The 24081-nt window shown below is 73.7% G+C and carries 20 protein-coding genes; 13 read left to right on the top strand and 7 right to left on the bottom strand.

Translation table 11 applies throughout. The annotated features are described in order from the left end of the window. Window positions 1–112: 112 nt before the first annotated feature. The 11 genes from ACTHNQ_RS10345 to ACTHNQ_RS10295 all read left to right on the top strand — a co-directional run bounded on the left by ACTHNQ_RS10345 (window position 113) and on the right by ACTHNQ_RS10295 (window position 12930). Window positions 113–2476: an FtsX-like permease family protein gene (locus tag ACTHNQ_RS10345; RefSeq protein WP_440333294.1), complete on the top strand. Its 2364-nt coding sequence runs from the start codon at window positions 113–115 to the stop codon at window positions 2474–2476. Beyond that, window positions 2473–5211, top strand: coding sequence for an FtsX-like permease family protein (locus ACTHNQ_RS10340; protein ID WP_440333293.1), 2739 nt, complete (start codon window positions 2473–2475; stop codon window positions 5209–5211). Before ACTHNQ_RS10345 ends, ACTHNQ_RS10340 begins: the two co-directional genes overlap by 4 nt. Window positions 5212–5215: 4 nt before the next feature. Next, window positions 5216–6271 (top strand): ABC transporter ATP-binding protein, encoded by a 1056-nt coding sequence (locus ACTHNQ_RS10335; RefSeq protein WP_440333292.1) that lies wholly within the window; start codon window positions 5216–5218, stop codon window positions 6269–6271. After that, window positions 6268–7125 carry an ABC transporter ATP-binding protein gene (locus tag ACTHNQ_RS10330; RefSeq protein ID WP_440333291.1) on the top strand — a complete coding sequence of 286 codons (858 nt, stop codon included), beginning with the start codon at window positions 6268–6270 and terminating at the stop codon, window positions 7123–7125. The genes ACTHNQ_RS10335 and ACTHNQ_RS10330 overlap by 4 nt, the downstream gene beginning before the upstream one ends. 324 nt (window positions 7126–7449) lie before the next feature. Beyond that, a complete protein-coding gene (locus tag ACTHNQ_RS10325; protein ID WP_440333290.1) occupies window positions 7450–9003 on the top strand; it encodes a protoporphyrinogen/coproporphyrinogen oxidase in 1554 nt (517 codons plus the stop codon). Between the two features lie 88 nt (window positions 9004–9091). After that, entirely contained in the window at window positions 9092–9475 is a 384-nt protein-coding gene (locus tag ACTHNQ_RS10320) for a hypothetical protein (RefSeq protein ID WP_440333289.1), read from the top strand. Between the two features lies 1 nt (window position 9476). After that, window positions 9477–9881: a phage holin family protein gene (locus tag ACTHNQ_RS10315; protein ID WP_018173311.1), complete on the top strand. Its 405-nt coding sequence runs from the start codon at window positions 9477–9479 to the stop codon at window positions 9879–9881. Beyond that, window positions 9871–10149, top strand: coding sequence for a hypothetical protein (locus ACTHNQ_RS10310; RefSeq protein WP_018173310.1), 279 nt, complete (start codon window positions 9871–9873; stop codon window positions 10147–10149). Before ACTHNQ_RS10315 ends, ACTHNQ_RS10310 begins: the two co-directional genes overlap by 11 nt. Before the next feature lie 185 nt (window positions 10150–10334). Further along, window positions 10335–11180, top strand: coding sequence for a uroporphyrinogen-III synthase (locus tag ACTHNQ_RS10305; protein WP_440333288.1), 846 nt, complete (start codon window positions 10335–10337; stop codon window positions 11178–11180). 6 nt (window positions 11181–11186) lie between these two features. Beyond that, window positions 11187–12170, top strand: coding sequence for a 2-phospho-L-lactate transferase (gene cofD / locus ACTHNQ_RS10300; protein WP_440333287.1), 984 nt, complete (start codon window positions 11187–11189; stop codon window positions 12168–12170). 10 nt (window positions 12171–12180) lie between these two features. After that, a complete protein-coding gene (locus ACTHNQ_RS10295; RefSeq protein ID WP_440333286.1) occupies window positions 12181–12930 on the top strand; it encodes a sulfite exporter TauE/SafE family protein in 750 nt (249 codons plus the stop codon). A gap of 29 nt (window positions 12931–12959) precedes the next feature. Here the strand turns inward: ACTHNQ_RS10295 and ACTHNQ_RS10290 are convergent, their stop codons facing one another. The 5 genes from ACTHNQ_RS10290 to cofG all read right to left on the bottom strand — a co-directional run bounded on the left by ACTHNQ_RS10290 (window position 12960) and on the right by cofG (window position 19750). Continuing rightward, window positions 12960–13997: a methyltransferase domain-containing protein gene (locus tag ACTHNQ_RS10290; RefSeq protein WP_440333285.1), complete on the bottom strand. Its 1038-nt coding sequence runs from the start codon at window positions 13995–13997 to the stop codon at window positions 12960–12962. Window positions 13998–14173: 176 nt separating this feature from the next. Then, window positions 14174–14899 (bottom strand): 2-phospho-L-lactate guanylyltransferase, encoded by a 726-nt coding sequence (gene cofC, locus ACTHNQ_RS10285; protein ID WP_440333284.1) that lies wholly within the window; start codon window positions 14897–14899, stop codon window positions 14174–14176. Beyond that, on the bottom strand, window positions 14896–15909 hold the full coding sequence (fgd, locus tag ACTHNQ_RS10280) for a glucose-6-phosphate dehydrogenase (coenzyme-F420) (protein ID WP_440333283.1): 1014 nt from the start codon (window positions 15907–15909) through the stop codon (window positions 14896–14898). The genes cofC and fgd overlap by 4 nt, the downstream gene beginning before the upstream one ends. Then, window positions 15906–17387 (bottom strand): flavin-containing monooxygenase, encoded by a 1482-nt coding sequence (locus tag ACTHNQ_RS10275; RefSeq protein ID WP_440333282.1) that lies wholly within the window; start codon window positions 17385–17387, stop codon window positions 15906–15908. The genes fgd and ACTHNQ_RS10275 overlap by 4 nt, the downstream gene beginning before the upstream one ends. Further along, window positions 17384–19750: a 7,8-didemethyl-8-hydroxy-5-deazariboflavin synthase CofG gene (cofG, locus tag ACTHNQ_RS10270; RefSeq protein WP_440333281.1), complete on the bottom strand. Its 2367-nt coding sequence runs from the start codon at window positions 19748–19750 to the stop codon at window positions 17384–17386. Before cofG ends, ACTHNQ_RS10275 begins: the two co-directional genes overlap by 4 nt. Window positions 19751–19853: 103 nt before the next feature. On the opposite strand from cofG, the gene ACTHNQ_RS10265 reads away from it, so the two are divergent. Further along, entirely contained in the window at window positions 19854–20318 is a 465-nt protein-coding gene (locus ACTHNQ_RS10265) for a hypothetical protein (protein ID WP_440333280.1), read from the top strand. Window positions 20319–20390: 72 nt separating this feature from the next. On the opposite strand, the gene ACTHNQ_RS10260 is transcribed toward ACTHNQ_RS10265, so the two are convergent. Then, the gene (locus tag ACTHNQ_RS10260) at window positions 20391–21221 is read right to left on the bottom strand and encodes an ABC transporter permease (RefSeq protein WP_440333279.1); all 831 of its coding nucleotides are present in this window, start codon (window positions 21219–21221) and stop codon (window positions 20391–20393) included. Then, the gene (locus ACTHNQ_RS10255; protein ID WP_440333278.1) at window positions 21218–23473 is read right to left on the bottom strand and encodes an ATP-binding cassette domain-containing protein; all 2256 of its coding nucleotides are present in this window, start codon (window positions 23471–23473) and stop codon (window positions 21218–21220) included. The genes ACTHNQ_RS10260 and ACTHNQ_RS10255 overlap by 4 nt, the downstream gene beginning before the upstream one ends. A gap of 134 nt (window positions 23474–23607) precedes the next feature. Here ACTHNQ_RS10255 and ACTHNQ_RS10250 point away from each other — a divergent pair. Beyond that, a partial coding sequence (locus ACTHNQ_RS10250; RefSeq protein ID WP_440333277.1) for an enoyl-CoA hydratase/isomerase family protein occupies window positions 23608–24081 on the top strand: 474 nt, incomplete at its 3' end.

Raw genomic sequence — 24081 nt, 5'->3', positions numbered from 1 at the left:
ATGCGCTTGTCGGGTTAGGTTGGCAGGACGAGCGCTGGGGTCCGCCGGCGCAGCCACGCGCGACGACGAGGCAGCTCGCGTCGCCCACCGACCTCGCGGAGGACCGAGCCCGATGCCCGATCGTTCCGCGCCGGCGTCGAGTGCGCGCCTGCTGCTGAGGCGATCGGGTGCCCGCAGGGGACTGCTCGTGAGCGCAGCGGCCACTGTCGCCGTCGCCGTGGCCACCGTCTGCCTCGTGCTCGCGTGGCTCGGGAACGCGGTCGCGGTCGCCGGGGATCCACCGCCGCCGGGTGTCGACACCGCAGAGGTCGCCGATCAGGTGGCCGCGGGGGCCGCCGCGCTGGCGTCGGCCGCGCCCGCGCTCGTCGTGCTGGTCGCGCTGCTGGCCGGCACCGCCGTCGCACAGCTCGCGCGGCTGATCGCGGCCGCGCGGGAGCACGAGACCGCCACCATCCGGGCGCGCGGGTTCTCACGTGCGCAGGCGTGGACGACGGATGCTGCCGAAGGGGCGGTCGTCGCGCTCCTGGGAACCGCCGCCGGCCTGATCCTCGCCGCCGCGTTCTCCGCCCTCGCGGGTGCCGGGCCCATCGCCGGTCTCGCACCGTGGCCGTGGGCCCTCGCGCTCGCGGTGCTGCTCACCGTCGTGTTCGCCGTCGCGCTGCGCCGCGGCGAAGGACGCCGCACCTCCGCGCGCGCCGCGCGGGCCACGACCGCCGCGGTCGTCGTCGTGCTGCTGCTCGCGACCGGGCTCGTCGTGTGGCAGCTGCCGCTCTCAAGCGGTGCGGGCTTCGACCCCATCGTCGCCGCCGCACCTGCCGTCGTGCTGTCGGCCGCAGCCGTCGTCGCGCTCGCCCTGTTCGGAGCCGGTGCCGTCGCGTGGGCGCGGCCGGCGGCATCCGTCCCCTCGCTCGAGCCGGGGTACCCGGCACGTCAGGTCGCCCGTCGCATCCCGATCTTCGCGGTCGCGGTGCTGCTGGTCGCGCTGACCGTCGCGCAGGCCGTGTTCACCGCCTCGTACGGCGCCACCTGGACCGCCATGACCACCGACTCCGCCGCCGTGCGCACGGGCGCCGATCTGCGCGTCGACACGACGCCCCGTCCGGCCACGCCCGCCGAGGTCGCCGATGCGGCGGCCGTGGCCGGCGTCGACGCCGCCACCGCCGCCCTCGCGACCGACGTCGAGGTGGGCGAGCTCGACGCGCAGCTCGTGGCAGCGCCCGGCTCGGCGCTCGACACGGTCGTGACGACGGCGGGCGGGCTCATCGACCCGGCCGCGCTCGCCGCGACGGCCGACGGCACCGTCGCGACCGACCCGGTGGAGCTCGGGGATGCTGCCACCGCCCTGCGGGTGACGGTGGAGGTCGCCGGGGTCGACGGGGCGAACGTGGTTCCGGTGCAGCTCTCGGCCGTGCTGCTCGACGCGACGGGCACGCCCGCCATCGTGAGCCTCGCCGGAGAGACTGCGCCGACAGGGCAGGGTCCGGTGACGTACAGCGCTCAGGCAGAGGTGCCGGCGGGCACCGCGCCCTGGCGGCTGCTCGCCGTGCTGCTGGGCACGCCGCCGAGCCCCGCGACGCCGCAGGTGTCGGTGACCCTGACCTCCGTCGAGGCCGTCGGCGGAGCCGAGCTGGAGCTCGAGGGTGGCGCGTCGCTCACCGACGGCACGCGCGAAGCGGTGCTGTGGCTGGCCGACGGAGGCGATGAGGGCGCGGAGACCCCGGTGTCGGCCGCGGTGACCACCGCGCTCGCCGAGCGCCTCGGCATCGGCGTGGGAGACCGGTTCGAGTTCCGGTACGCCGGCGCAGGCCGCCGCGGCTCCGCGGTCGTCGCGTCGCTCGTCGACGCCGTGCCCGGCTCGTCGGACCCGCTCGCGCTGTTCGTGCCCCTCGAGACCCTGCTGACCTCGCAGCTTCAGCGCGGCACCTCGATCGTGACGCCCACCGCGGTGTGGGCCGCCGGCGACACCGAGGCCGACGACGCCGTGAGCGCCGCGCTCGGCGACCTGCCCGTGGCCACCTCGGCGCCCGGCGTCACCGCGAGCGTCGTCGGGGCGCTCGTCCCCGGCTGGTGGATCGCGACCGCGGGCTCGGCCGTGCTGTCGCTCGTGGCCGCGCTGGCCATCGTGCAGACCCTCGCGATCGCCCGCCGCCGCGAGCTCGGCGTGCTGCGTGCCGCCGGTGTCACCGCCGGACGCCAGGCGCGGATGCGTGCGGCAGAGCTCGGCGGGGTGTTCGGTGCCGCGGTCGTGCTCGGCGCCGCGGCCGGCGTGCTCGTCTCGGTGCTGATCGTGCCGTCGCTCGTGCGGGCCGTGACCCCCGGCATCCTGTCGATCGCCGGCGGTCTCCACATCTCCTGGCTGCCGCTCTGCATCGCCTTGGCGGTGCTCGTCGTGGGCCTCGCGGCGATCGTCGCCGCGGCCGCCGCGGGAGTGCGCCGTGCCGCCCGCACCGCCACCGTGGGAGAGGAGTCGCGATGACCCGCCGCGTCACCACCCGCAGCCTCGTCGCCCACCACCTGCGCTCGCGCGCCGGCGGGTCGGGCATCGTCGCGGCTCTCGTGCTGGTGCTGACGGTGCTCGCCACGGCGGCGCCCGTCGCCCTCGGAATCGTGGCGGATGCCGCCCTGCGCGACCGGCTCGACGGGCTGCCGCCGACGGCGCGCGACGTCGTGTCCGAGAACGCCGGGTTCCCGCAGGTGCCGCAGACCGCTGTGCCGCTGACCACCGATGAGGTGTGGGGACGGTTCGCGTCCTCGGTCGACGACATCCGCGCCAGAGCCGACGCCCCGCTGCCGGACGTCCTCGACCGGGCGCAGATGGTGACGATCGTCAGCGACAACCCGACGTCCGAGTCCTCGGGCATCCAGTCGTTCTCCGTCGCGTTCGATCCGCGGTTCGATGACGAGATCCGGATCGTCGAGGGACGGATGCCGGAGGCCGCGGCATCCGCGCTCTATCCGACCGGGCCGGGAACGATGCGGCCGTCCACCGACGACGGGCCGGTGCTGACCAATCGGATCGAGGTCGTCCTCGCTGCCGATGTCGCCGCTGAGATGGACTGGCCCGTCGGTGAGACGCGGACGGTCGGCCTGCCCATGCGCCCCGTCGAGCTCGTGCTCGTCGGCACGTTCGCACCCGTCGACCCGGCGGGCGACTACTGGCAGCACATGCCGTCGGTGCTGACACCCAAGGTGTTCGACGACGGCAACGGGCCGCGCAAGCTCACGGGCACGGTGTACGCGCATCCGGCCTCGCTCGTCTCCGAAGGATTCGAGAACAGATACTCGACGCTGGTCTGGTATCCCACGGACGCGGAGGCGATCGGCCGCGACGACGCCGAGCAGGCCGTCACCGCGCTGAACCGCTTCACGGCGGTCTCTCACACGATCGCCACCTCGGACGGCGGGCCCGGCATCCTGAGCCTGCGCTTCGACGCCGACGTCACCGGAGAGATCGAGCTCGCCCTCGCGCAAGAAGCCTCGACCGCCGCGGTCATGGCGATGCTCGTGGCCGGGCCGATCGGTGTGGCCGCGGCCGTCCTGGTGCTGGGCTGCCGGCTCATCCTCGAAGGACGACGGCCGAGCCTGCGCCTGATGTCGGCCCGCGGCGCCTCGCTCGGGCAGCTGCGGGGCCTGCTCGCCGTCGAGGGCGCCATCGCGGGCGCCGTGCCCGCCCTGCTCGGCGCCGTCGCCGTGACCGTCGCCGGGGCGCTGCTGTTCGGTGCGTCGCCGACGCCGATCGGCATCGTGGCGACCCTGCTGCTCGCGCTCGCCCCGATCGCGATCCTCGTCGCACTGGCCCCCTCGGTCGCCGAGCGCCAGACGCGCGCAGACCTCGGCGCACGAGGCTCGCGGCTGCGGCTCATCGCCGAAGGCGTGATCGCGGGTCTCGCCGCCGTCGCCCTCGTGCTGCTGTTCCTCCGCGGATACAGCGACGGCGTCGACCTGCTCATCGCGGCGACGCCGCTGCTCCTCTCGCTCGTGGCGTGCCTCGTCACGCTGCGCGTGTACCCGCTGCCGCTGCGCGCGGTGCTCGCGCGGGCACGCGCCTCTGCCGGCTCGGACGCGTTCCTCGGCGCGGCGCGGGCGCTGCGCGAGCCGTCGATCGGTCTCACCCCTGTGCTCGCACTCGTCGTGGGCGTGTCGGTCGCGGTGTCTTCGGGCATCCTGCTCTCCGCGCTGCAGACCGGCATCACCGACACCGCGCAGGCGCAGGTGGGCGCCGACGTGCGCGTCACCGGCGGCACCTTCACACGGGAGCAGCTCGACCGGATCGAGGCCGTCGACGGCGTGACGGCGGCGACCGGCATCTCTGGCGCCGACCCCGCGACCCTCGACATCGACGGGGTCAAGCGGGCGACCTCGGTGTTCGTCGTCGACGCCGCCGACCTGCGCGAGGTGCAGGGCGACGGCCCGGGGATGCTGCCGCCGGGCGTCTCGCTCGAACCCGCCGACGGCACGATGCCCATCGTCGTCTCGGGCGCCACCGCCGACATGATCGGCGGCACCGAGAAGATCGACCTCGGCGGGGTCGATGCCGAGGTCGTGGGCGTCACCCGAGGACCTGTTCCCATCGGCGTCCGCGAGAACTGGGTGGCGCTGGACTCCTCGTACGCCGAAGACGTACTGGGCCGGGATCCGAGCGATCGGACCATCCTCGTCGGGCTCGACGACGGCGTCGCCCTGGCCGACGTGCAGGACGACCTCACCGCCGTGCTCGGCGATGCCGTGACCTTCGCCACCGCGGACCGGATCGCCGCCGGCATCCAATCCGGCCCCGCCGTGCAGGGAGTGCGCTGGGCGCTGCTGGCGGCCACGGCCGTCGCGGCCCTGCTCAGCGCCCTGGCGATCGTCATGACCCTGGCGCTGGCCGCCGGGCCGCGCGCCCGCGTGCTCGCGCTGCTGCGCACGCTCGGCGCCCCGCGGCGCGCCGCGACCTCGCTCGCCCTGTGGGAGATCGGGCCGCCTGCCGTCGCCGCCGTCGTCGCGGGCACGCTGTTCGGGCTCCTCGTGCCCCTCGTCGTGCTGGCGGCCGTCGACCTGCGACCGTTCACCGGATCGTCCGTGGCGCCGGCCTACCAGGTCGACCCCGGCATCCTGCTGCTCACCCTCGGCGGGTTCCTCGCACTCGCCGTGCTGCTCACCGCGATCGCGCTGTTCGTGTCTCGGCGCATCCGGGCCGCGGGCGCCCTGCGCACCGTGGAGGAAGGATAGGACCATGGCGGCCAAGCAGGCTCCGACCCCCGCGCGGGGCACCACGGTGGCACCTGTGCGCGTCGGCGCGCCGGATGCCGACATCCTGTGCGTCGACCTCGTGCGCATCTTCAAGGTCGCCTCGGCCGGCGGGCCGGGCGTCGAGGTGCAGGCGCTGCAGGGACTCAACCTGCGCATCGACCCGGGCGAACTGGTCGCCGTGGTCGGCGCCTCGGGCTCGGGCAAGTCCACGCTGCTGTCGATCCTGTCGAGCCTCGACCAGCCCACCGCGGGTGTCGCCTGGGTCGCCGGGCACGACCTCCTGACGATGACCGAGAAGGAGCGCGTCGTCTTCCGGCGACACAGCGTCGGCTTCGTGTGGCAGCAGACCTCGCGCAATCTGCTGCCGTATCTGTCGGCGAGCGAGAACGTCGCGGCGGCCCTCGCGATCCCAGGACGAGTGAAGGGCGCTGCGGCGCGCCAGGCCCGCGTGGCCGAACTGCTCGACCTGCTCGAGGTGTCGCACTGCGCAGAGCGCCGTCCCGGCGAGATGTCGGGCGGCGAGCAGCAGCGTGTCGCGATCGCCGTCGGCATCGCGAACGAACCTCGCGTGCTGCTCGCCGACGAGCCCACCGGCGAGCTCGACGACGCCGCGAGCGTCCACGTGCTCGAGGCGATGCGCTCGGTGAACCGCGAGCTCGGCGTGACGACGCTCATCGTGACGCACGATCCCGCCGTGTCGGAGCACGTCGCCCGCACCGTGCAGATCCGCGACGGCCGCACCTCGACCGAGGTGCTGCGCTCGACGCGGCTCGACGAGCACGGCGCCGAGCACCACGTCGCCGAGGAGTACGCGGTGCTCGACCGCGTGGGCCGCCTGCAGCTGCCCGACGAGTTCGTCACCGCCCTCGACCTGCGCGAACGCGTGCGCCTCGCACTGGAGCCCGACCATGTCGGCGTGTGGCCCGGCCAGCAGGCGGCTGCGCAGGAAGGGCCTGCGGCGCAGGAAGGGCCTGCGACGCAGGAGGCGCTGGAGGCCGCGGCATCCATCCCCGAATCCGACCCGGAGGATCCCTCATGACCCTCGCACTGCGCGGCGAGAAGCTCAGCCGCACGTTCTCGTCGGCCGCGGGCGACGTGCACGCGTGCGTCGACATCGACATCGAGGTGGCCGCGGGCGAGCTCGTCGTCGTGCGCGGCGCGTCCGGCGCCGGCAAGACGACGCTGCTGAACCTGCTGGGCGGGCTCGACACCCCGACCTCGGGCAAGGTCTGGCTGGGCGACATCGAGGCCACCGCGCTCGACGAGGACGCCCTCGCGGCGCTCCGGCGCGAGCGGCTGGGGTTCGTGTTCCAATCGTTCGGCCTCATCCCGATCCTGTCGGCGGCCGAGAACGTCGAACTGCCGCTGCGCATCGCGAAGACGCCGCCCGCCGAGCGCGACGCCCGCGTGGCCGAGGCGCTCAAGCTCGTGGGGCTCGCCGATCACGCGGCGCAGCGGCCGACCGAGCTGTCGGGCGGACAGCAGCAGCGCGTCGGCATCGCCCGGGCCATCGCCGTGCGGCCGCACGTGCTGATCGCCGACGAGCCGACCGGGCAGCTCGACTCGCGCACCGCCGCGACCGTCATGGACCTCATCGGCGACCTCGTGCACTCGCAGGGACTCGCCGCCGTCGTCTCGACGCACGACCCGCTCCTCGTGCAGCGCGCCGACCGGGTCATCGAGCTGCACGACGGCCGCGTCACCTCGGTGACCGGTGGATCGACGGATGCCGCCGCCCCGACCGGCTCAGAGTCCGGGGCCGAGCGGCCCGAGGGTGACGAGCCCGAGGCCGTGGAGCGCTTGGCCGAGGAGACGCGCGCTGACGAATCCGACGGGTCGCACCCGCCACGCACCCGGGCCGAGGCTCGAGAGCAGCGCCGCGCCGACCACTGATCCCGGGTGCCTGGCCCCCGCGCGATCTCGATCCCCGGCATCCCGCGACGCCCCGAATCTGGCGATTCGCCAAGAACTGTCGTGCAGGAGGCCGATTCTGGCGGCTCGCCAAGAACGGCTCGAACGGGAACCGCGGACGACTCGCCGAGAACCGCCGCGGCCGAGGCCGATGTCTGGCGACTCGCCACGAACGGATGTCCGGGCCCGTTCGGGCGACTCGCCGGGAGCGGTTGGGGAGGAGGGCGACTTCTGGCGACTCGCCGAGAACCGCCGTCGGCCACCGGGGGCGGCCGCCCGGGGAGCGCCCAGGACGGCGATGCGAGGATGGATGCTGTGACCGTCCCCGCCGAACCGTTCCAGGACCTCGTCGCCCACGCCCGTGAGACCCGCGTCGTGGTCGTCGGGGGCGGCATCGCCGGACTGGCCGCGGCCTGGGAGTGCGCCAAGGTCGGCATGGCGGTCACGGTGGTGGAGGCATCCACTCGCCTCGGGGGCGTGATCGGCACGGTCGAGACGTCGGGGCTGCGCCTGGATGTGGGAGCGACGTGCTGGTCGACCCGGGGAGCCGCCGTGCGCGCTCTCGTCGACGAGGTGCTGCCGGATGCCGTCGTCGTGCGCCCGCGCGACGACAGCGCGTGGATCGCAGGGCTTCCCAAGGGGGTCGCGGCGCCACTGCCGCACGACACGCTGCTGGGGATCCCCGCCAACCCGTGGGACGAGGGCGTCCGCCGCATCATCGGGTGGGGCGGCACCTGGCGCGCCTACCTCGACCGGCTGCGACCGCCCCTCACGATCGGCACCGAGCGGAGCCTCGGGCGCCTGGTCGCCGGCCGCATGGGCGAGAAGGTGCGCGACCGCCTGGTCGCCCCGCTCAGCGTCGACCGGTTCGGCCTGACCCCCGACGAGGTCGACGTCGAGGTCGTCGCCCCCGGCCTCAATCCCGCCCTCACGCGCACCGGCTCGCTCGGCGGCGCGGTCGCCGAACTGCTCACCGACGCCCCCGCCGCGACCGTCGAAGGCCTGGACGGAGGGATGCCGCAGCTCGTGGCCGCACTGCACGCCGGCCTCGTCGACCGCGGCGCCGTGGTGCACACCGGCACGCGCGCGACCGGTCTCGTCCGCGACGGCGAGAGATGGACCGTCGTGCTCGCGGGTGGGCAGATCCCGCGCGGCGACCGAGCGCCGGCGCAGCTCGTCGATGGCGAGCGGGACCAGGCGCCCCTGTCCGCCGTCGGCTCCGAGGCCGTCCCCGCCGGGCTCTCCGCCGACGCGGTGATCATCGCGACCGACGAGGCCGCGGCTCGTGACCTCGTCGGTCGTGCCCTCGACGACCCGGCCTTCGCCGCAGCGACGCCGGCGGGCGTCGCGCGCGAGGTCGTGACGCTCGTCGTCGACGCGCCGCCGCTCGACACCGCGCCGCGCGGCGCGCACGTCCACGCCGTCCCCGGCTCGGGTGCCGCGACCGGCCTCGTGCACGAGACGGCTCGCTGGGAGTGGCTCGCCCGCGACGCCGGGCCCGGCCGGCACGTGCTGCGCGTCGCGTTCGGCGCGCCGGGCGTCGAGCCCGCCACGGCCGGGCTCGACGACACGGCGGCTTTCACGCTGGCCGCGCGCGAGGCATCCGCCCTTCTCGGGGTGCCCGTCCAGCGGATCGTGGCCGCGCACCGCGACCGGTTCACGCTCGTCCCACCGGTGTCGGCGCGCGGTCAGCGCGAGCGCGCCGAGGCCGCGCGGGCGACCGTCGCGAAGGCGCGCGGCGTCGCCGTCGTGGGCGCCTGGGTCGCCGGGAGCGGGCTCGCTCAGGTCGTCGCCGACGCGCACGCCGAGGCGGACCGCCTCCGCCGGGGTGCGCTGTGGGGCGGTCGGCCTCAGTCCTGACGTCCGTTTGTCAAGTGGATGCCGGAATCGGCATACAGGGCTACCCTGGGGAGGGTCGTCAGGTGCACACCGAGTGTGAGGAGACCCCATGAGGGGCAAAGCTGGACTCGTCATCGGACTCGCCATCGGGTACGTCCTGGGCACACGCGCGGGGCGCGAGCGCTACGAGCAGATCAAGGCGCAGTGGCTGAAGGTGTGGAACCTCGACCCCGTGCAGGAGCAGGTCGGCAAGGTCAAGGACTTCGCCAAGAGCCAGGCGATGGCCTTGCCGTCGACGCTGTGGGACGCCGGAGTGAAGGTCGTCCAGGCCGCCGGCTCCAAGGGCACCCCGGGCCAGAAGCTCGACGCCGCCATCAAGGTGGGCAAGGATTCGCAGGACGACCTCGGCAAGGCGGCGCAGACGTCGGCGCGCGCTGTGAAGGATGCCGTGGACGACGCCGTCGACGAGGCCACCGGCCAGGGCGGAGCCTGAGGTGGAGACGCGCAGACGCGGATTCCGCGACCGCGCGGACGACAGTCTTCTCACCCTTCTCGGCGAGGTTCCGGAGCTGATCCGCAACCTCGTCATCGCCGAGATCGACGCCGCCAAGGCGTGGCTGGCTCGTACCGCGAAGGACGGCGGCTGGGGCGCGCTGTGGGTGTTCGCGGCGCTGTTCGTCCTGTTCTGGTCGGTCCCCGTGCTCGGCACGTTCATCATCGCCGGGCTGTCGTCGTGGTGGCCCGTGTGGCTCTCGGCCCTCGTCGTGTTCTTCGCGATGCTGATCGTGACGGCGGTGCTGGCGTGGCTCGGCATCCTTCGGTTCCGCAAGATCGGCGAACGACAGAACCCGGTCCAATCGATCGCCCAGGACGTGAAGGAGGTGCGCGATGAGCTCTGAGGCTCCCGTGCCCGTGCCCCGCACCGCCGTGCCGCTCGGCATCACCGACCCCGTCGAGGCTGCGCGTGCCGAACTGAAGGCCGCTCTCGCCGCCATCGAAGAGAAGGCCAACGTGCCCCGGCGCGTCGGGCGAGTCGTCGACGAGCGCGTCGCCCAGGCGCGCGCCTTCAAGCGCCGCAACCCGGGTCTCGCCGCCGTCGCGGTCGTGGTCGGGGCGGTGGCGATCGGCGCCGCCGTCTGGGGAGCCGTCCGCCTCTACACCCGCTGATCGCGTCCGTCCCCGCGCCGGACCGACCCTGGGTCCACCCCTTCAGCAAGGAGGGGTATGCTCAGAAGCCGAGGCAGTGCAATGGTGCGTATGCTGCCGTTCGCGCGAACCCGATTCGAATCGCGCGTCGGCTGCTCGAACGTCCTGGGCGGCCGACTTTGCACCATCGAGAGTCGATCCCCTTCATGAACACAGCCGCAGCATCGCACCAGCCCGTCAAGCCCCTGACCGGCTGGCGCGTCCTCGTGCCCCGCGGCGGACCCTGGGGCGACGGCGTCGCGGCCAACCTGCGCCGTCAGGGCGCGACCCCCGTGATCGCCCCCCTCATCAACTTCGCCCCCACGAACGACCAGGCGACGCTCGACCAGGCGCTGGCCGACCTCGCCGCCGGAGCGTTCGACTGGCTCACCGTCACCAGTGCCACGACGGTGGACGTGCTCTACGCGTACCGTGCCGTGGTTCCTCCCACCACGAAGATCGCCGCCGTCGGTGAGACGACCGCAGCCGCGCTGCTCGCGGTCGGGTACCGGGTGGACCTCGTCCCCGAGCGCGACAACTCCGCCGCCGGCATGGCCGAGCAGCTCATCGCCCTCGAACCCGAGGCGCGCGACATCCTCACGCTCCGCAGCGAGATCGCCAAGCCGGTCCTGACGCGCATGCTCACCGATGCCGGACACCGTGTGCGCAGCGTCGTCGCCTACCGCACCGTCGGCGTCCCGGTCACCGAACGCATCGCCGAAGACGTGCACTCCGGTCGCATCAACGCCATCCTCGTGACGAGCGGCTCGGTCGCCGAGCAGGTGCACGAGCAGTTCCCCGACCTTCCCGAGACGACGCTCGTCGCCGCGATCGGCCCGCGCACCGCGAAGGACGCCCGCCGCGCCGGCCTCGACGTCGACGTGGTCGCCGAGGCGCAGACCGTGGACGCGCTGATCGACGCGGTCGCGAAGTTCTCGCTGCCGCACGCGGCCGACGAGTTCGCGCCGAAGACGGGTGTGCTGCCGCAGCTGCATGCGAAGCCGCGGGGCTGACACCCCGTGACGGCTGCGCCTCGAATCGTCGTGCTCGCGGGCGGCGTCGGCGGTTCCCGCTTCGTGATGGGCGTGCGGGGCGCGCTCCGCGCCCGCGGCGTCACCGACACCGCCTCGGCCCTCACCGTGGTCGTCAACACCGGCGACGACCTGTGGCTCTCGGGTGTGCGTCTGCAGCCCGACGTCGACTCGATCACGTATGCACTCGCCGGTGTCAACGACACGGAGCGCGGCTGGGGGCGCCAGGGCGACTCCGAGCGGGTCAACCACGAGCTGCAGGCGTGGGGGAGCGGCTGGCCGTGGTTCACCCTCGGTGACCTCGACCTCGGCACGCATCTCGCCCGCACCGGCTGGCTGCGCGAGGGACTCACTCCCACGCAGGTGCTGGAGCGCATGTCGCACCGCTGGCCGCTCGGCGCGCGCCTGCTGCCGATGACCGACAGCGAGGTCGACACGATCGTCGTCCTCCCCGACGGCACCCGTCTGCACTTCCAGGAGTGGTGGACGCGGCACCGCGCGACGCTCGCCCCCGCGGCCTTCGAGAAACCCGGGGTGGCGGCATCCGTTCCCGCGCCCGGCGTCGTCGAGGCGATCGCCGCCGCCGACGTCGTGCTGCTGGCCCCCTCGAACCCGGTCGTGTCGATCGGCCCGATCCTCGCCGTGCCCGGCGTGCGTGAGGCGCTGCGTGCGACGGGCGCGCCCGTGGTCGGCGTGTCGCCGATCATCGGCGGCAAGGTCGTGCGCGGCATGGCCGACGTGTGCCTCACCGCGATCGGCGTCGAGACCTCTGCCGCCGCCGTCGCGGGGCTGTACGGTGCGCGCGCCGACGGCGGGCTGCTCGACGCGTGGCTGATCGCCGAAGAGGACGCGCTCATGGCCGACGAGGTCGCGGGGCGCGGCATCCGCGCACTCGTCCGCCCGCTGTGGATGACGGATGCCGGCCTCTCGGCGTCGCTCGCCGAGGCGGCCCTCGCCGCGGCCGGGGTGTGAGCCGGGTGTGATGCTGCCGGATCTGGCGTGGGGCACGTGGGCTCTGCTCGGCGTCGCGGCCGTGGTCGTCGGGCTGTCGAAGACGGCGGTGCCCGGGGCCGGGACGATCGCCGTCGCGATCTTCGCCGCGGTGCTGCCGGCCAAGCAGTCGACGGGCGTCCTCCTGTTGCTGCTGATCGTCGCCGACGTGTTCGCCGTCACGATGTACCGGCGGCACGCGGACTGGAAGACCCTGCTGCGCCTCGCTCCCGCCGTCGTCGCGGGCGTGCTGGTGGGAGTGGTCTTCCTGTGGTTCGCCGACGACCTGTGGGTGAAGCGCACCATCGGCGTGATCCTGCTGGCCGTGATCGCCCTCACGCTGTGGCGGCGGCGCGTCGGCGCCCAGATCGCGGGCGACGGCGGATCGCACCGCGTCGCCGCCGCCACCTACGGCACACTCGGCGGGTTCACCACCATGGTCGCGAACGCCGCCGGCCCGGTGATGTCGATGTACTTCCTGGCCGCGCGGTTCGAGGTGAAGGCGTTCCTCGGCACCGCGGCGTGGTTCTTCGCGATCGTCAACCTGTTCAAGGTGCCCTTCTCGATCGGCATCGGGATCATCACGGTGCCCGGTCTGCTGATCGACCTGGTTCTCGTGCCGCTCGTCGTCGTCTCGGCGTTCCTCGGGCGCTGGCTCGCCGACCGCGTGCCGCAGTCGGTGTTCGAGAAGCTCGTGATCGCTTTCACGATCGTCGGCGCGGTCTACCTGCTGGTGGCCTGAGCGCGAGACCTCCTGGTCTCAGGCACGAGTCAGAGCGATGCGGATGCCTCATTCCGGGCGACCACGGTGATCCACCGCTCGGCCGACTCGGGGAGAGTGGACTCGGCGACCTGTTCGGGGATCCACCCGGCAGCGGTGAGGGCTGCCGTGAGCCCGGCCTCGTCCCAGTACGTGAAGTGACGCGGGTCGTCGAGCTTCGCCTGGGTCCAGGCCTCGCCTTCGCCCTTCTTGAAGCTCGCGACGAGGACGCCGCCGGCGCGGCATGCCCGGCGAGCAGTGGCGAGCACGCCGGCGAGGTCCGCCCGGGGCACGTGCAGCAGCACGGCGTTCGCGAAGACCGCGTCGTACGGACCGCCGAAGTCGTCCGCCCTCACGTCGAGCACCCGCGCACGGTGGCCGGCCGCTCGCTGGGCATCGACGAACGCCGCTGCCCCGTCGGTGCGGTCGACGGTGAGGCCGGCGGACTCCACGGCCGCGGCATCCCTCCCCGGTCCGCTGCCGAGCTCGAGCACATGGGCCCCCGCAGCGACCCGCGCCAGCAGCGCGGCGACCTCGGGGGCCGGTGCGGTCGTGGTGCGTTCGGCGTACTGCCGGGCGCCGCGTTCGTAGGCGGCGAGTGTGGCGTCCTGCGGGTTCAGCTCCACGGGGACGGGCGCTCGGGGGCGCGGCGGCTGTCGTCGGGGAACTTCCGGAAGCTCCTGCCCGCCGGCGCGCAGGCACAGCCAGCGCAGCTGCTCCGGGCTGTCGGGGAGCGCCCGCCAGGTGCGGAACACGCCCTGACCGACGCGCACGACGGTGCCGGGGCCGACGTCGACGATGTCGTCGTCGAGCGCCATCTGCCCGCGCCCCGCGAGGAACACGTAGACCTCTTCGATGCGCTCGTGCACGTGCCAGTAGCCGGCCTCTTCGCCGGGCTCGAACGCGTTGGCGGTCATGCCGATGTACTGCATCGTCAACTCGTGGTCGACCACACGTCGGCCGTCACGCGACTTCTCCGGTGTGAATCCGCCGTAGTGCCCCCGCCACTCGTCGAGGCCGCCCATCTCCAGCACCTGGTAGTCGCTCATCCCGCCAGGCTAGTGGGGGTCGCGGTCGAGGCGGCGCTGGTGGTCGGCTCGGCCTCCGCGTGGCCACCATGAGCGACCCTTCCGCCCGTGGGCCGATGGCGGAAGTGGCGCGTGCGGCGGCCTCACTGCGGACGAGGCGGCCACGAGCGCCACCTCGCGTGTCGTCGCGGCAGGGCTCAGGTCGCGGCGGCGGCCAGCAGCGCGGCGGTACGCGTGCCGAGACCGAGGGCGCGGGCGGCGTCGAGCTGTGCGGCGATGTCGACGTCGCGGCGCAGGGTCGAGGCATCCCGGATCGGCAGCGCCTCGCACCCCAGTGCGACATGCCGCGTGAACGAGCCGTCCCCGAACGCGGACGCCCACTCCGCGCCGACGCCGGCGGTGACCAGCGTCGACCCCGTGCCCTCGGCGTCGGGCACCACGGCACGGGGGAAGGATGCCGCGGCCCGCAGCGCCTCGCCGAGATCGGCCGGTCGCAGCGCCGGGAGGTCGCCGAGCAGCGCCGCGCGCGGCATCCGTCCGCCCGGATCGATGGCGGCGACCCCGGCCGCCACCGCGGCGTCGAGCCCACCCGCGTCGCCCTCGGGCACGAAGCGGAGCGCGGGGATCATCGCCGCCTCGCGCGCGAGGGCCGCGTCGTCCGTCACCACCACGACCTGGGCGACCATGTCGCAGGCGGTCGCCGCTTCGAGGGTGTCGAGCGCGATGGCCCGGGCGAGGTCCTTGCGGGCGACGCCGGGCACGTCGAGGCGGGACTTGCCGTGCGCCGACGGCTTGACCGGCACCACGACCACCCAGCGCGCCATGGGCGACTCCTCGGAAGCGGCGGCCGCTTCGACGCGCGCCGCGGATGCCGGTGCGGACTGCGGGGAACTGCGGTCGCGCCGTCGGAACAGCGGGCTCACGCGCCGTACTTCGCGCGCAGGCGCGGGAGGATCTCTTCGCCGTACATGCGCAGGAACGCGCCCTGGTCGTGGCCGGGGTCATGGAACACCAGGTGGCGGAAGCCGAGATCGATGTACCAGCCGATGCGCTCGACGTGCTCGTCGGGGTCGTCCGACACGATGAAGCGCGAAGCGGTGCGTTCGATGGGCAGCTGTTCGCCCAGGCGCTGCATCTCGATCGGGTCGTCGACGCCCATCTTCTCGTCGGGCGTGAGCGCGAGCGGAGCCCAGAAGCGGGTCTTCTCGCGCGCCTCGTCGAGGGTGGGCGCGAGCGACACCTTCACCTCCATGAGCGTGTCGATGGCGTCGGCCGGGCGGCCCGCTTTCTCGAGCCCCTCGTGCAGCGCCGGCAGCAGCGTGTCGGTGTACAGCTCCCGCTTCTTGCCGCTCGTGGTGATGAAGCCGTCGGCGATGCGCCCCGCCAGGCGGGTCGCGGCGGGTCCGGCGGCGCCGATGTAGATCGGCACGGGCTCGGGCAGCTTGTCGTAGATGGTGACGTTGTGCGCGTGGTAGTAGGTGCCGTCGAAGGTCACCCGGTCCTCCGACCACAGCCGGCGGATGAGGCCGATCGCCTCTTTGAGCCGCTGGAAGCGCTCAGGCGGGTCGGGCCACGCGATGCCGAGGTTGGCCTCGTTGAGCGCCTCGCCCGTGCCGACGCCCAGGATCACGCGCCCCGGGTACAGCACCCCGAGCGTCGCGAAGTCCTGCGCCACCACGGTCGGGTTGTACCGGAAGGTCGGGGTCAGCACCGACGTGCCGATGAGCACGCGCGACGTCCGGGCGCCGAGCGCGCCGAGCCACGGGATGGATGCCGGCGCGTGGCCGCCGTCGTGCAGCCACGGCTGCAGGTGATCCGAGATGAAGACCGAGTCGAAGCCGGCCTCCTCGGCCTGGACGGCGTAGTCCAGCAGCTCGGCCGGGCCGAACTGCTCGGCCGAGGCCTTGTAGCCGAAGCGCAGCGGGATGCTCATGCGGTGGTTCCTTCCAGCAGGGGCGTGAGGGTCGGTCCGGTCAGGAACTCCGAGCCGTCGGCGCGGTCGAGTCGCGCGCGGAACGCGTCGACGGTCCCCGGCCACAGCAGGGTGAGGCGCCCGGACCGCTCGTCGACGTACCAGTTGCGGCATCCGCCGGTCATCCAGCGGGTGGATGCCGCCGCCGCCGCGATCTCGTCGGTGTAGGCCTGCTCGGCGGCGGGGTCCACGCGCAGCACCCTGCCGGCGTGACGGCTCAGCACGCGCGCGACGTAGGCGGCCTGCTCCTCGATCATCAGCACCGACGACGAGTGCCCGAGCGAGGCGTTGGGTCCGTTGAGGACGAAGAGGTTCGGGAAGCCGGCGACGACCGTCGATGCAAACGAGGTCATGCCGCCCGACCAGTGCTCGGCGAGACTCTGCGCGCGCTCGCCGACCACGAGGTCGGCGTACGGCTGACGGGTCGAGGCGAATCCGGTGGCCAGCACGAGCGCGTCCAGTGCGTGCGACGAGCCGTCGGCTGCCACGATCGTCGACCCCTCGACCCGTTCCAGCGGCGACGGCACGAGCGTGACGGCATCCGATGCGACGGCGGGGTAGAAGTCGTCCGACAGCAGCACGCGCTTGCAGCCGAACGCGTAGTCCGGGGTGAGCAGGGCACGCAGCGCCGGGTCGGCGACCTGGGACTCCAGGTGTGCCCGGGCGATCGCCTCCGCCTCTGCGGCGGCGGCCGAGTCGCCCGAGCGCGATGCGAAGCGCTGCTCGCCCTCGGCGTAGAGGTCGGCGCGCAGTGCCTCGAGGGCTTCGGGGTTCGCCGCGAAACCCCGGCGATCGGCATCCGAGTAGACGTCGCCGCCGCGCGGCACGATCCACGCGGGAGTCCGCTGGAACAGGGTCACGTGCGACGCCGTGCGCGCGAGCTCGGGCACGATCTGGATCGCGCTGGCACCCGTCCCGACGACGCCCACGCGCCGGCCGGCGAGCGGGGCGTCGTGGTCCCACCGCGCCGAGTGGAAGATCGGACCGGGGAAGGTCTCGAGCCCGGCCAGCTGGGGGATGGCGGGTTCTGTGAGGCGTCCGCAGGCCAGGACGAGAGCCCGGGCGGCGATCGTTCCGGCGGGGGTCGCGATCCGCCACTCCTCGTCCGCGGCGTCCCACCGGGCGCCGCGCATGGCGGTGTTCAGGCGGATGCGGTCGCGCAGACCCTCGGCGTCGACGACGTGCTCCAGGTAGGCGCGGATCTCGTCGCCGCGCGCGTAGGTGCCCGACCACGACGGATTCGGGTGCGCAGCGAACCCGTACAGGTGCGACGGCACGTCACACGCGATGCCGGGGTAGGTGTTGTCGCGCCAGGTCCCGCCGACGGCCGCCGCCCGCTCTAGCAGCACGACGTCGTCGATGCCCGCGCGGCGGAGCGCCATCGCCATGCCGATGCCGGCGAACCCGGCACCGACGACGGCGACCTCGACACGCGTCATCCGGAGACCTGTCCGTACGTGGTGGTGCGGAGCCGGAACGGACGGAACAGCTTCGCGACCATCGCGGACGCATCTGCTGCCGGCAGCTCCTGACCGAACTCGATGCCGGCCTCGGGCTTCACGCGGCCGTCGAGCAGCGTTCCGCCGAGGTCGTCACCCCCTGCCTGCAGCAGCACCACCGCGGCGTCGCGGCCGACGCGGGTCCACGGGATCTGCACGTGAGGGATGCTGCCCGACAGCAGCAGCCGCGACACGGCGACCATCGCCCGGTGCTCGTCCAGGGGAGCGCGCCCGGGCACGAGCGGCACGCCGCCGTCCGGACCGGGGAGCGGGATCGGCACGAACTCCGAGAACCCGCCCGTCGCCGTCTGGATCCGCCGCAGCTGCCGCAGGTGGGCGATGCGCTCCTCGGCGGTCTCGACATGGCCGTAGAAGAGCACGCTCGTCGACCGGAAGCCGGCCCGGTGGGCGGCCGTGATCCCCTCGACCCAGCGGTCGATCTCCAGGTCGCCCGGCGCGACCAGCCCGCGCACGCGTTCGCTCAGCACCTTCACGCCGGTGCCCGGCACCGTGTCGACTCCCGCGTCGCGCAGGGCCGCGAGGGCGCCGTCGAGGCCGAGCCCGCCGCGGTCGGCGAGGTCCCACACGTCCTGCGGGCGGTACGCGTGGAGGTGGATGCCGCCGGCTCCGCTCTTCACCGCACGGGCGATGTCGACGTACCCGGCCGGGTCGGCGTCGGGCGGCAGCATCCCCTGCACGCAGATCTCGGTCGCGCCCAGGTCCCACGCGTCGGCCGCGATGGCGGCGACATCGTCGAGCGCGAATGCCGTGCCGAGGCCGGACGACGTGAGGTTGCGGTTGACGACGAGCGTCACCGCCTCGCCCACCGTGTAGCGGCGCACGTCGTCGGCCGTCGCCGTGAGCGCGTCGAGGTCGCCGCCGGTCGCGCCCAGGAGGGCCACCCACTCGGCGTCGTCGAGGGCCAGCGGGTCGGCGGCCGCCGCGGCGGCCAGGCGCCGCACGTCGTGCTCGCGTCGAGAATTCAGGAGATCCGGGACCGAGCCGTCGCCGCGGTCAGCATCGACCGGCGTGTCTCCTGAATTCTCGACGGTGACGGCGGCGAGCCCCGTCTCGGGGTCGGCCAGGGCCGCGACGGCGGGGCGCAGTGCGGGGTCGATCCACGTCTCGGCGTCCTGCACGAACTCGGGCTGCGCCGTCAGCCTTTCGCGCAGCTCGTACCCGAGCTCGGCGGTCATCCGGGCGAGGTCGGTCAGGTGCGGCCAGGGGCGCTCGGGGTTGACATGGTCCGCGGTGAGCGGCGAGACGCCGCCCCAGTCGTCGGCGCCCGCCCGCACGAGCAGGTCGAACTCGGCCGCGTCCGACAGGTTGGGCGGCACCTGGATGCGCATGCGCGGACCCATCACGAGCCGCGCGACCGCGACCGCCGCGACGTACTCGAGCAGCTCGGCGTCGGGCGCTCCCTGCATGGCCGTGCGGGGCTTGGCACGGAAGTTCTGGACGATGACCTCCTGCACGTGGCCCTGTCCGCCGACCTGATGCCGTTCGTGCGCCTCGCGGATCGCAACCAGCGACTCGGCGCGGTCGCGCACGGTCTCGCCGATGCCGACGAGGATGCCGGTCGTGAACGGCACGCGCTCGCGTCCCGCGTCCTCGATGACCTGCAGGCGCACCGCGGGGTCCTTGTCGGGCGAGCCGAAGTGCACCTGCCCGGGCTCCTCGTACAGACGCCGCGAGGTCGTCTCGAGCATCATGCCCATCGACGGCGCGACCGGCCGCAGCAGGCGCAGCTCTTCGGCCGACATGACGCCGGGGTTGGCGTGCGCGAGCAGTCCCGTCTCGGCCGTGACGAGGCGCGCCACATGCGCGACGTACTCGATCGTCGACGTGAAGCCGTGCTCGTCGAGCCAGGCGCGGGCCTCGGGCCACCGCTCCTCGGGGCGATCGCCGAGCGTCAGCAGCACCTCCTTGCAGCCGAGCGCCTGGCCCTGGCGTACGACTGCGAGGACCTGCTCGGGCGACATGTACGCGGGCTTGTGCTTCTTCAGCAGCTGGCCGGGCGTGTCGACGAACACGCAGTAGTGGCAGCGGTCGCGGCACAGCGTCGTCAGCGGGACGAACACCTTGCGGGAGTACGTGATCACCCCGGGGCGACCGGATGCCGCGAGCCCGGCATCCCGCACCTCGGAGGCCAGCGCGAGCAGGCGTTCGAAACGCTCGCCGCTCGCGCCGAGCAGGATCTCGGCGTCGGCCGAATCCAGACGCGCGCCGGCGGCGGCGCGCTCGAGCACGAGGTCGACCGCGGCGGCCGACGGGGAGACGACGATGGGGGACGCGACGGTCACCGGTCCAGTCTCGCACCGAGTCCGGGGGTCGGGGCCCGGGATCGTTGCCCTCCCGTAAGCAAATCAGCCCTGATCACCGCGACGGCGCTGGCAGACTAGGCACATGGTGACTCTGCTGCTCGACTCGACGCAGCTCGAAGTCGTGCTGTCGGTGTCGGAGCGCGCCCTGTCATTCCGCAAGGCGAATGTGGTCATCGATCGATCGACGATCACCAAGGTGCAGCTCACCGACGACGCGTGGACGTGGCTGCGCGGCATCCCGAGCCCTGGCACGCACGTGCGCGGCGTCATCGCGATGGGCACGTGGCGCTCCGCCGGCGGCGAGGACTTCGCGGTGATCCGGCGTCACCGCCCGAGCGTGGTGATCGACCTCGACGGGCACCCCGAGTTCCAGCGCGTGATCCTCACGACGCGCCACGGCCTGGCGCTCGTTCAGGCGCTGCACGTCGAGGTCGCGGCCGAGGCGGTCGACGTCGTCGACATCGCCGCCGAGACCGGGAGCACGCCCGCGGTCGCCGTGAAGAAGCCGCGCAAGCGCAAGACCCCGGCGCCCGCGCCGGCGGTCTGACGGCTCCCGGCCGTCGAGCTCCACTACTGCTCTCGGGGACGCTCAGCGCGGGTCTTCGCGAGACGGCACGCGTCAGCTGACGTCGCGGCGCCAGCTGACGAGGTGGCCGAGCACGACGAACACGACCGCGTAGCCGAGCAGGACGAGGCCGCCGGCCCACCACTCCAACGCGTCCGCCGAAGCTGCTCCCGTCGCCGCGACGGTGTAGACGCTGGCGCCGACAAGCGCGTCGCTCGCGGCACCCGGCAGGAACCGGGTGGCCTCGGACAGGCCGTCGACGAACGCGGCGGCGGTGCGCCCGATCGGCTCCAGGAACTGCGTGAACACCAGCACCCCGACGATGGCGCCGACCTGGTTGCGCACGAGCGCGCCGACGCCGATCCCTATGAGGGCCCACAGCACGGAGGCCAGCAGCATCCGCCCCAGCATCGCCCAGATGCCGGACGACGTGAGCTGCGTGTCGAGCCCGAAGCCCGACAGGATCGCCGCCGAAACGCCCACGGATGCCAGCACGCCGACGACGCCGAGCAGCGCGCCCAGCACGACGCCGACGGCGAGCTTCGCCACGAGGACGCGGCCGCGCCGCGGCGTCGCGAGGAAGGTCGGCGTGAGCGTCTTGTGCCGGAACTCGGCGGTCACCATGAGCGTGCCCACCAGCAGCGGGAACACGTAGCCGACCGCGGTCGCCGTGCTGTACAGCGTGGCCGGCAGCATGTCCTCGGGCAGCGGGGGCGCGCTGCTCGTCGCACCGGGCAGCGAGCCGGTGGCCGACATCGAGAACACGAACGCGAGCGCGCCCGCCGTGAACGCCACGTACGCGAACAGGACGATCGCGAGGATCCACCAGATGCTCGTCGAGAACAGCTTGGTCGTCTCGGCGCGGGTCGCCGCCGTGAGGCTCATCGCTCGCCCCCTTCGTGGTCGTCGGAGCCGTCGCGTTCGGCGCGGTCGCCGGGGTCACCGGGGGAGGGAGCGGATGCCTCGCCTCGATGCTCGCTCGCCCCGGATGCCGCGTCCCGGGCATCCTCCGTGCCCGGGGCCTCCGGCGGCGCCCACGGCTCCGATGCCTCGTCCTCGGACGGCTCATGGGAAGCGGTCTCGGCTGTGCCGGTGTCGTCGTCCTCCGGGAAGCCGTCTGTCCCGGTCGCCGAGCGAGCGTCCGCGAGACGAGCCGCATCGTCCGGATCGCCGCGATCCGCCTGGCCCTGATCCGCCGCTGCGGTGTCGAACGCCGCGAAGAAGGCGTCGGCCTCGACATCGGCTTCGGTCTTCACGTAGTTCTCCCACGGCCGGTCATCGTCCTCGTCGGGAGGCTCGGGGTTCGACAGCTCGTCGTCGATGTCGCCGAGCGCCTCGACGTCGGGGTCGGCATCCTCCGGCGGCTCCGACGCGGACTCGGACGACGTTCGGGGTTCGGGTTCCGGCTCGGACGCGACGGGCGGCACGATGTCGATCACCCCGGTGCTCGCGACCGCGAAGCCGGCACCTGTCGTGACCTCCTGTGCGGGCGGTCGGGGCTGGGGCTCGGATTCGACGTCCGCATCGGCCGCAGACTCTGCCTGCGCAGCGGGCGCGGTCTGCGCCTCCGCCGCCGGCTCGACCTCGGCTTCCGGCTCCGCGCCGGGGGCAGTCACAGGCTCGGGCTCTGACTGACCGAGAGGCTCGGATGCGGCCCCAGGCTCGGACTCCGCCTGAGCAAGAGGCTCGGATGCGGCCACAGGCTCGGTTTCCGGCTCCGCGTCCGGCACAGCCTCGGCCCGCGGCTCCGCGCCGGGTGCAGTCGCAGGCTCGGGGTCTGCCTGAGCAAGAGGCTCGGACGCGGCCACGGGCCCGGTTTCCGGCTCCGCGTCCGGCACGGCCTCGGCCCGCGGCTCCGCGTCCGGCACGGCCTCGGCCCGCGGCTCCGCATCGGGCGCGGCCACGGGCACGGTTTCCGCGCCCTCGGTCTCCGGTCCCGGTCGGCCCTCGTCCGCACGTTCCGCGGCCCACGCCCCGCCCGCGGCGGTGCCGAGGGCCGCAGCGGCGCCGGGAGCGCCGGTCGCCTCGGCATCCAGTTCCGCAGACGCCAGGGCCGACTCGTCGGCCGTGCGGGCGTCCTCGTCGGCCGCGCCGGCCGACTCGTCCTGCCCGGGTGCCATACCGCCGGCAGCCGCACGCACGACGCCCGCCACGACGGGCGCGGGCGCATCGGGCGCAGCGGTCACCGGGGATCCCTCGCCGACGGGCGACAGCGGGCCGGCGCCCGGGGCGGAGGGGTGCACCCGCGTGCCGTTGACGAGGTCGAGGAAGACCTCCTCGAGGGCGGGACCGCGGCGCTGCAGGCCGGAGAGGGCGACGCCGGCCGCGGCCGCGGCCGCGCCGACCGTCGTGGGATCCGCGCCGCGGACGGTCAGGCCCGAGCGGAGCACCTCGTACGGCAGGCCCGCGGCCGACAGCGCGGAGGTGAGCGCGGCACGGTCCGGCGCATCGACGACCGTGGCGGACTCGGACGGGTCGGCGAGGTCGTCGATCGAGCCCTCGAAGACGAGGCGTCCGCGCGAGATGATCAGCAGCGCGTCGACGGTCTGCTGCACCTCGGCCAGCAGGTGCGACGAGACGAGCACGGTGCGCCCCTCGCCGGCGAGCCGGCGGAGGAACCCGCGCATCCAGCGGATGCCCTCGGGGTCCAGGCCGTTCGCGGGCTCGTCGAGCACCAGCACCCCCGGGTCGCCGAGGAGCGCGTACGCGAGACCGAGCCGCTGGCGCATGCCCAGTGAGTAGCCGCCGACCTTGCGGCCGCCGGCATCCGCGAGTCCGACGAGGCCGAGCACCTCGTCGACGCGACCCTTCGGGATCCTTGCCGCCTGCGCGTAGATGGTCAGGTGGGCGGCACCGGTGCGTCCGGGATGGAAGCTGGATGCCTCCAGCACGGCGCCGACCGTCTGCAACGGCTTGTCGAGGTCGGCGTAGCGCCGGCCGCCGATCGTCGCCTGGCCGCCGGTCGCGCGAACCAGGCCGAGGAGGATCCGCAGGGTCGTGGTCTTGCCGGCGCCGTTCGGCCCGAGGAACCCGGTGACACGGCCCGGCTCGACGCGTGCGGAGAGATCCGACACCGCGGTGACCGCGCCGAAGCGCTTGGTGACACCTGAGAACTCCAGCGACTGGCCGTCGGGCATGCCGAACCCTCTCGTCGTATCGGGTGAAGGGCCGCCGCGTCGCGGCACTCCGTCCCATCCTGGCGGAAATCGAGCGTCACCGTGAGAGCAAATGTCCTGCTCGCCCGTCCACGTCGGCCGGTAACGTTGCGCACGTGACCGACCCCGCTGCCACCGCCGAGCCCACCGTCCTCGTCCGTGCGCGGGCGGGGCTCGGGCGCCTCACCCTCAACCGGCCGCGGGCCATAAATGCGCTCGACCTCGGCATGGTGCGGCTCATGCACGAAGCCCTCGACGCGTGGGAGCACGACGTCGACGTCGACGTCGTGCTGCTGGACGGCGCCGGGGACCGCGGCCTGTGTGCGGGCGGCGCTGTGCGGGGCCTCGCCGAGCAGGTGACGAGCGGCCGGACCGATGACGCCGCGGGCTTCTTCCGCGAGGAGTACGCGCTCAACGCCCGCATCGCCGAATACCCCAAGCCGTTTGTCGCCTTCGCCGACGGCATCACGATGGGCGGCGGCATCGGCGTCGCCGGGCATGCGTCGATCCGCGTCGTGACCGAGCGCTCGCAGCTGGCGATGCCCGAGACCCGCATCGGCTTCACCCCCGACGTCGGCGGCACGTGGCTG

Origin of the sequence: Microbacterium sp., assembly GCF_051953575.1 — a bacterium.
Lineage (GTDB): Bacteria > Actinomycetota > Actinomycetes > Actinomycetales > Microbacteriaceae > Microbacterium.
Note: the sequence above shows the minus strand (reverse complement) of the source record. Positions and strands in the feature narration are given on the sequence as shown.

Bases quoted from the DNA above. Each gene is read 5' to 3' on its own strand.
- ACTHNQ_RS10345 (WP_440333294.1), top strand. From the start codon at position 113: ATGCCCGATCGTTCCGCGCCGGCGTCGAGTGCGCGCCTGCTGCTGAGG.
- ACTHNQ_RS10340 (WP_440333293.1), top strand. From the start codon at position 2,473: ATGACCCGCCGCGTCACCACCCGCAGCCTCGTCGCCCACCACCTGCGC.
- ACTHNQ_RS10335 (WP_440333292.1), top strand. From the start codon at position 5,216: ATGGCGGCCAAGCAGGCTCCGACCCCCGCGCGGGGCACCACGGTGGCA.
- ACTHNQ_RS10330 (WP_440333291.1), top strand. From the start codon at position 6,268: ATGACCCTCGCACTGCGCGGCGAGAAGCTCAGCCGCACGTTCTCGTCG.
- ACTHNQ_RS10325 (WP_440333290.1), top strand. From the start codon at position 7,450: ATGGATGCTGTGACCGTCCCCGCCGAACCGTTCCAGGACCTCGTCGCC.
- ACTHNQ_RS10320 (WP_440333289.1), top strand. From the start codon at position 9,092: ATGAGGGGCAAAGCTGGACTCGTCATCGGACTCGCCATCGGGTACGTC.
- ACTHNQ_RS10310 (WP_018173310.1), top strand. From the start codon at position 9,871: ATGAGCTCTGAGGCTCCCGTGCCCGTGCCCCGCACCGCCGTGCCGCTC.
- ACTHNQ_RS10305 (WP_440333288.1), top strand. From the start codon at position 10,335: ATGAACACAGCCGCAGCATCGCACCAGCCCGTCAAGCCCCTGACCGGC.
- ACTHNQ_RS10295 (WP_440333286.1), top strand. From the start codon at position 12,181: ATGCTGCCGGATCTGGCGTGGGGCACGTGGGCTCTGCTCGGCGTCGCG.
- ACTHNQ_RS10290 (WP_440333285.1), bottom strand. From the start codon at position 13,997: ATGAGCGACTACCAGGTGCTGGAGATGGGCGGCCTCGACGAGTGGCGG.
- fgd (WP_440333283.1), bottom strand. From the start codon at position 15,909: ATGAGCATCCCGCTGCGCTTCGGCTACAAGGCCTCGGCCGAGCAGTTC.
- ACTHNQ_RS10275 (WP_440333282.1), bottom strand. From the start codon at position 17,387: ATGACGCGTGTCGAGGTCGCCGTCGTCGGTGCCGGGTTCGCCGGCATC.
- ACTHNQ_RS10265 (WP_440333280.1), top strand. From the start codon at position 19,854: ATGGTGACTCTGCTGCTCGACTCGACGCAGCTCGAAGTCGTGCTGTCG.
- ACTHNQ_RS10260 (WP_440333279.1), bottom strand. From the start codon at position 21,221: ATGAGCCTCACGGCGGCGACCCGCGCCGAGACGACCAAGCTGTTCTCG.
- ACTHNQ_RS10255 (WP_440333278.1), bottom strand. From the start codon at position 23,473: ATGCCCGACGGCCAGTCGCTGGAGTTCTCAGGTGTCACCAAGCGCTTC.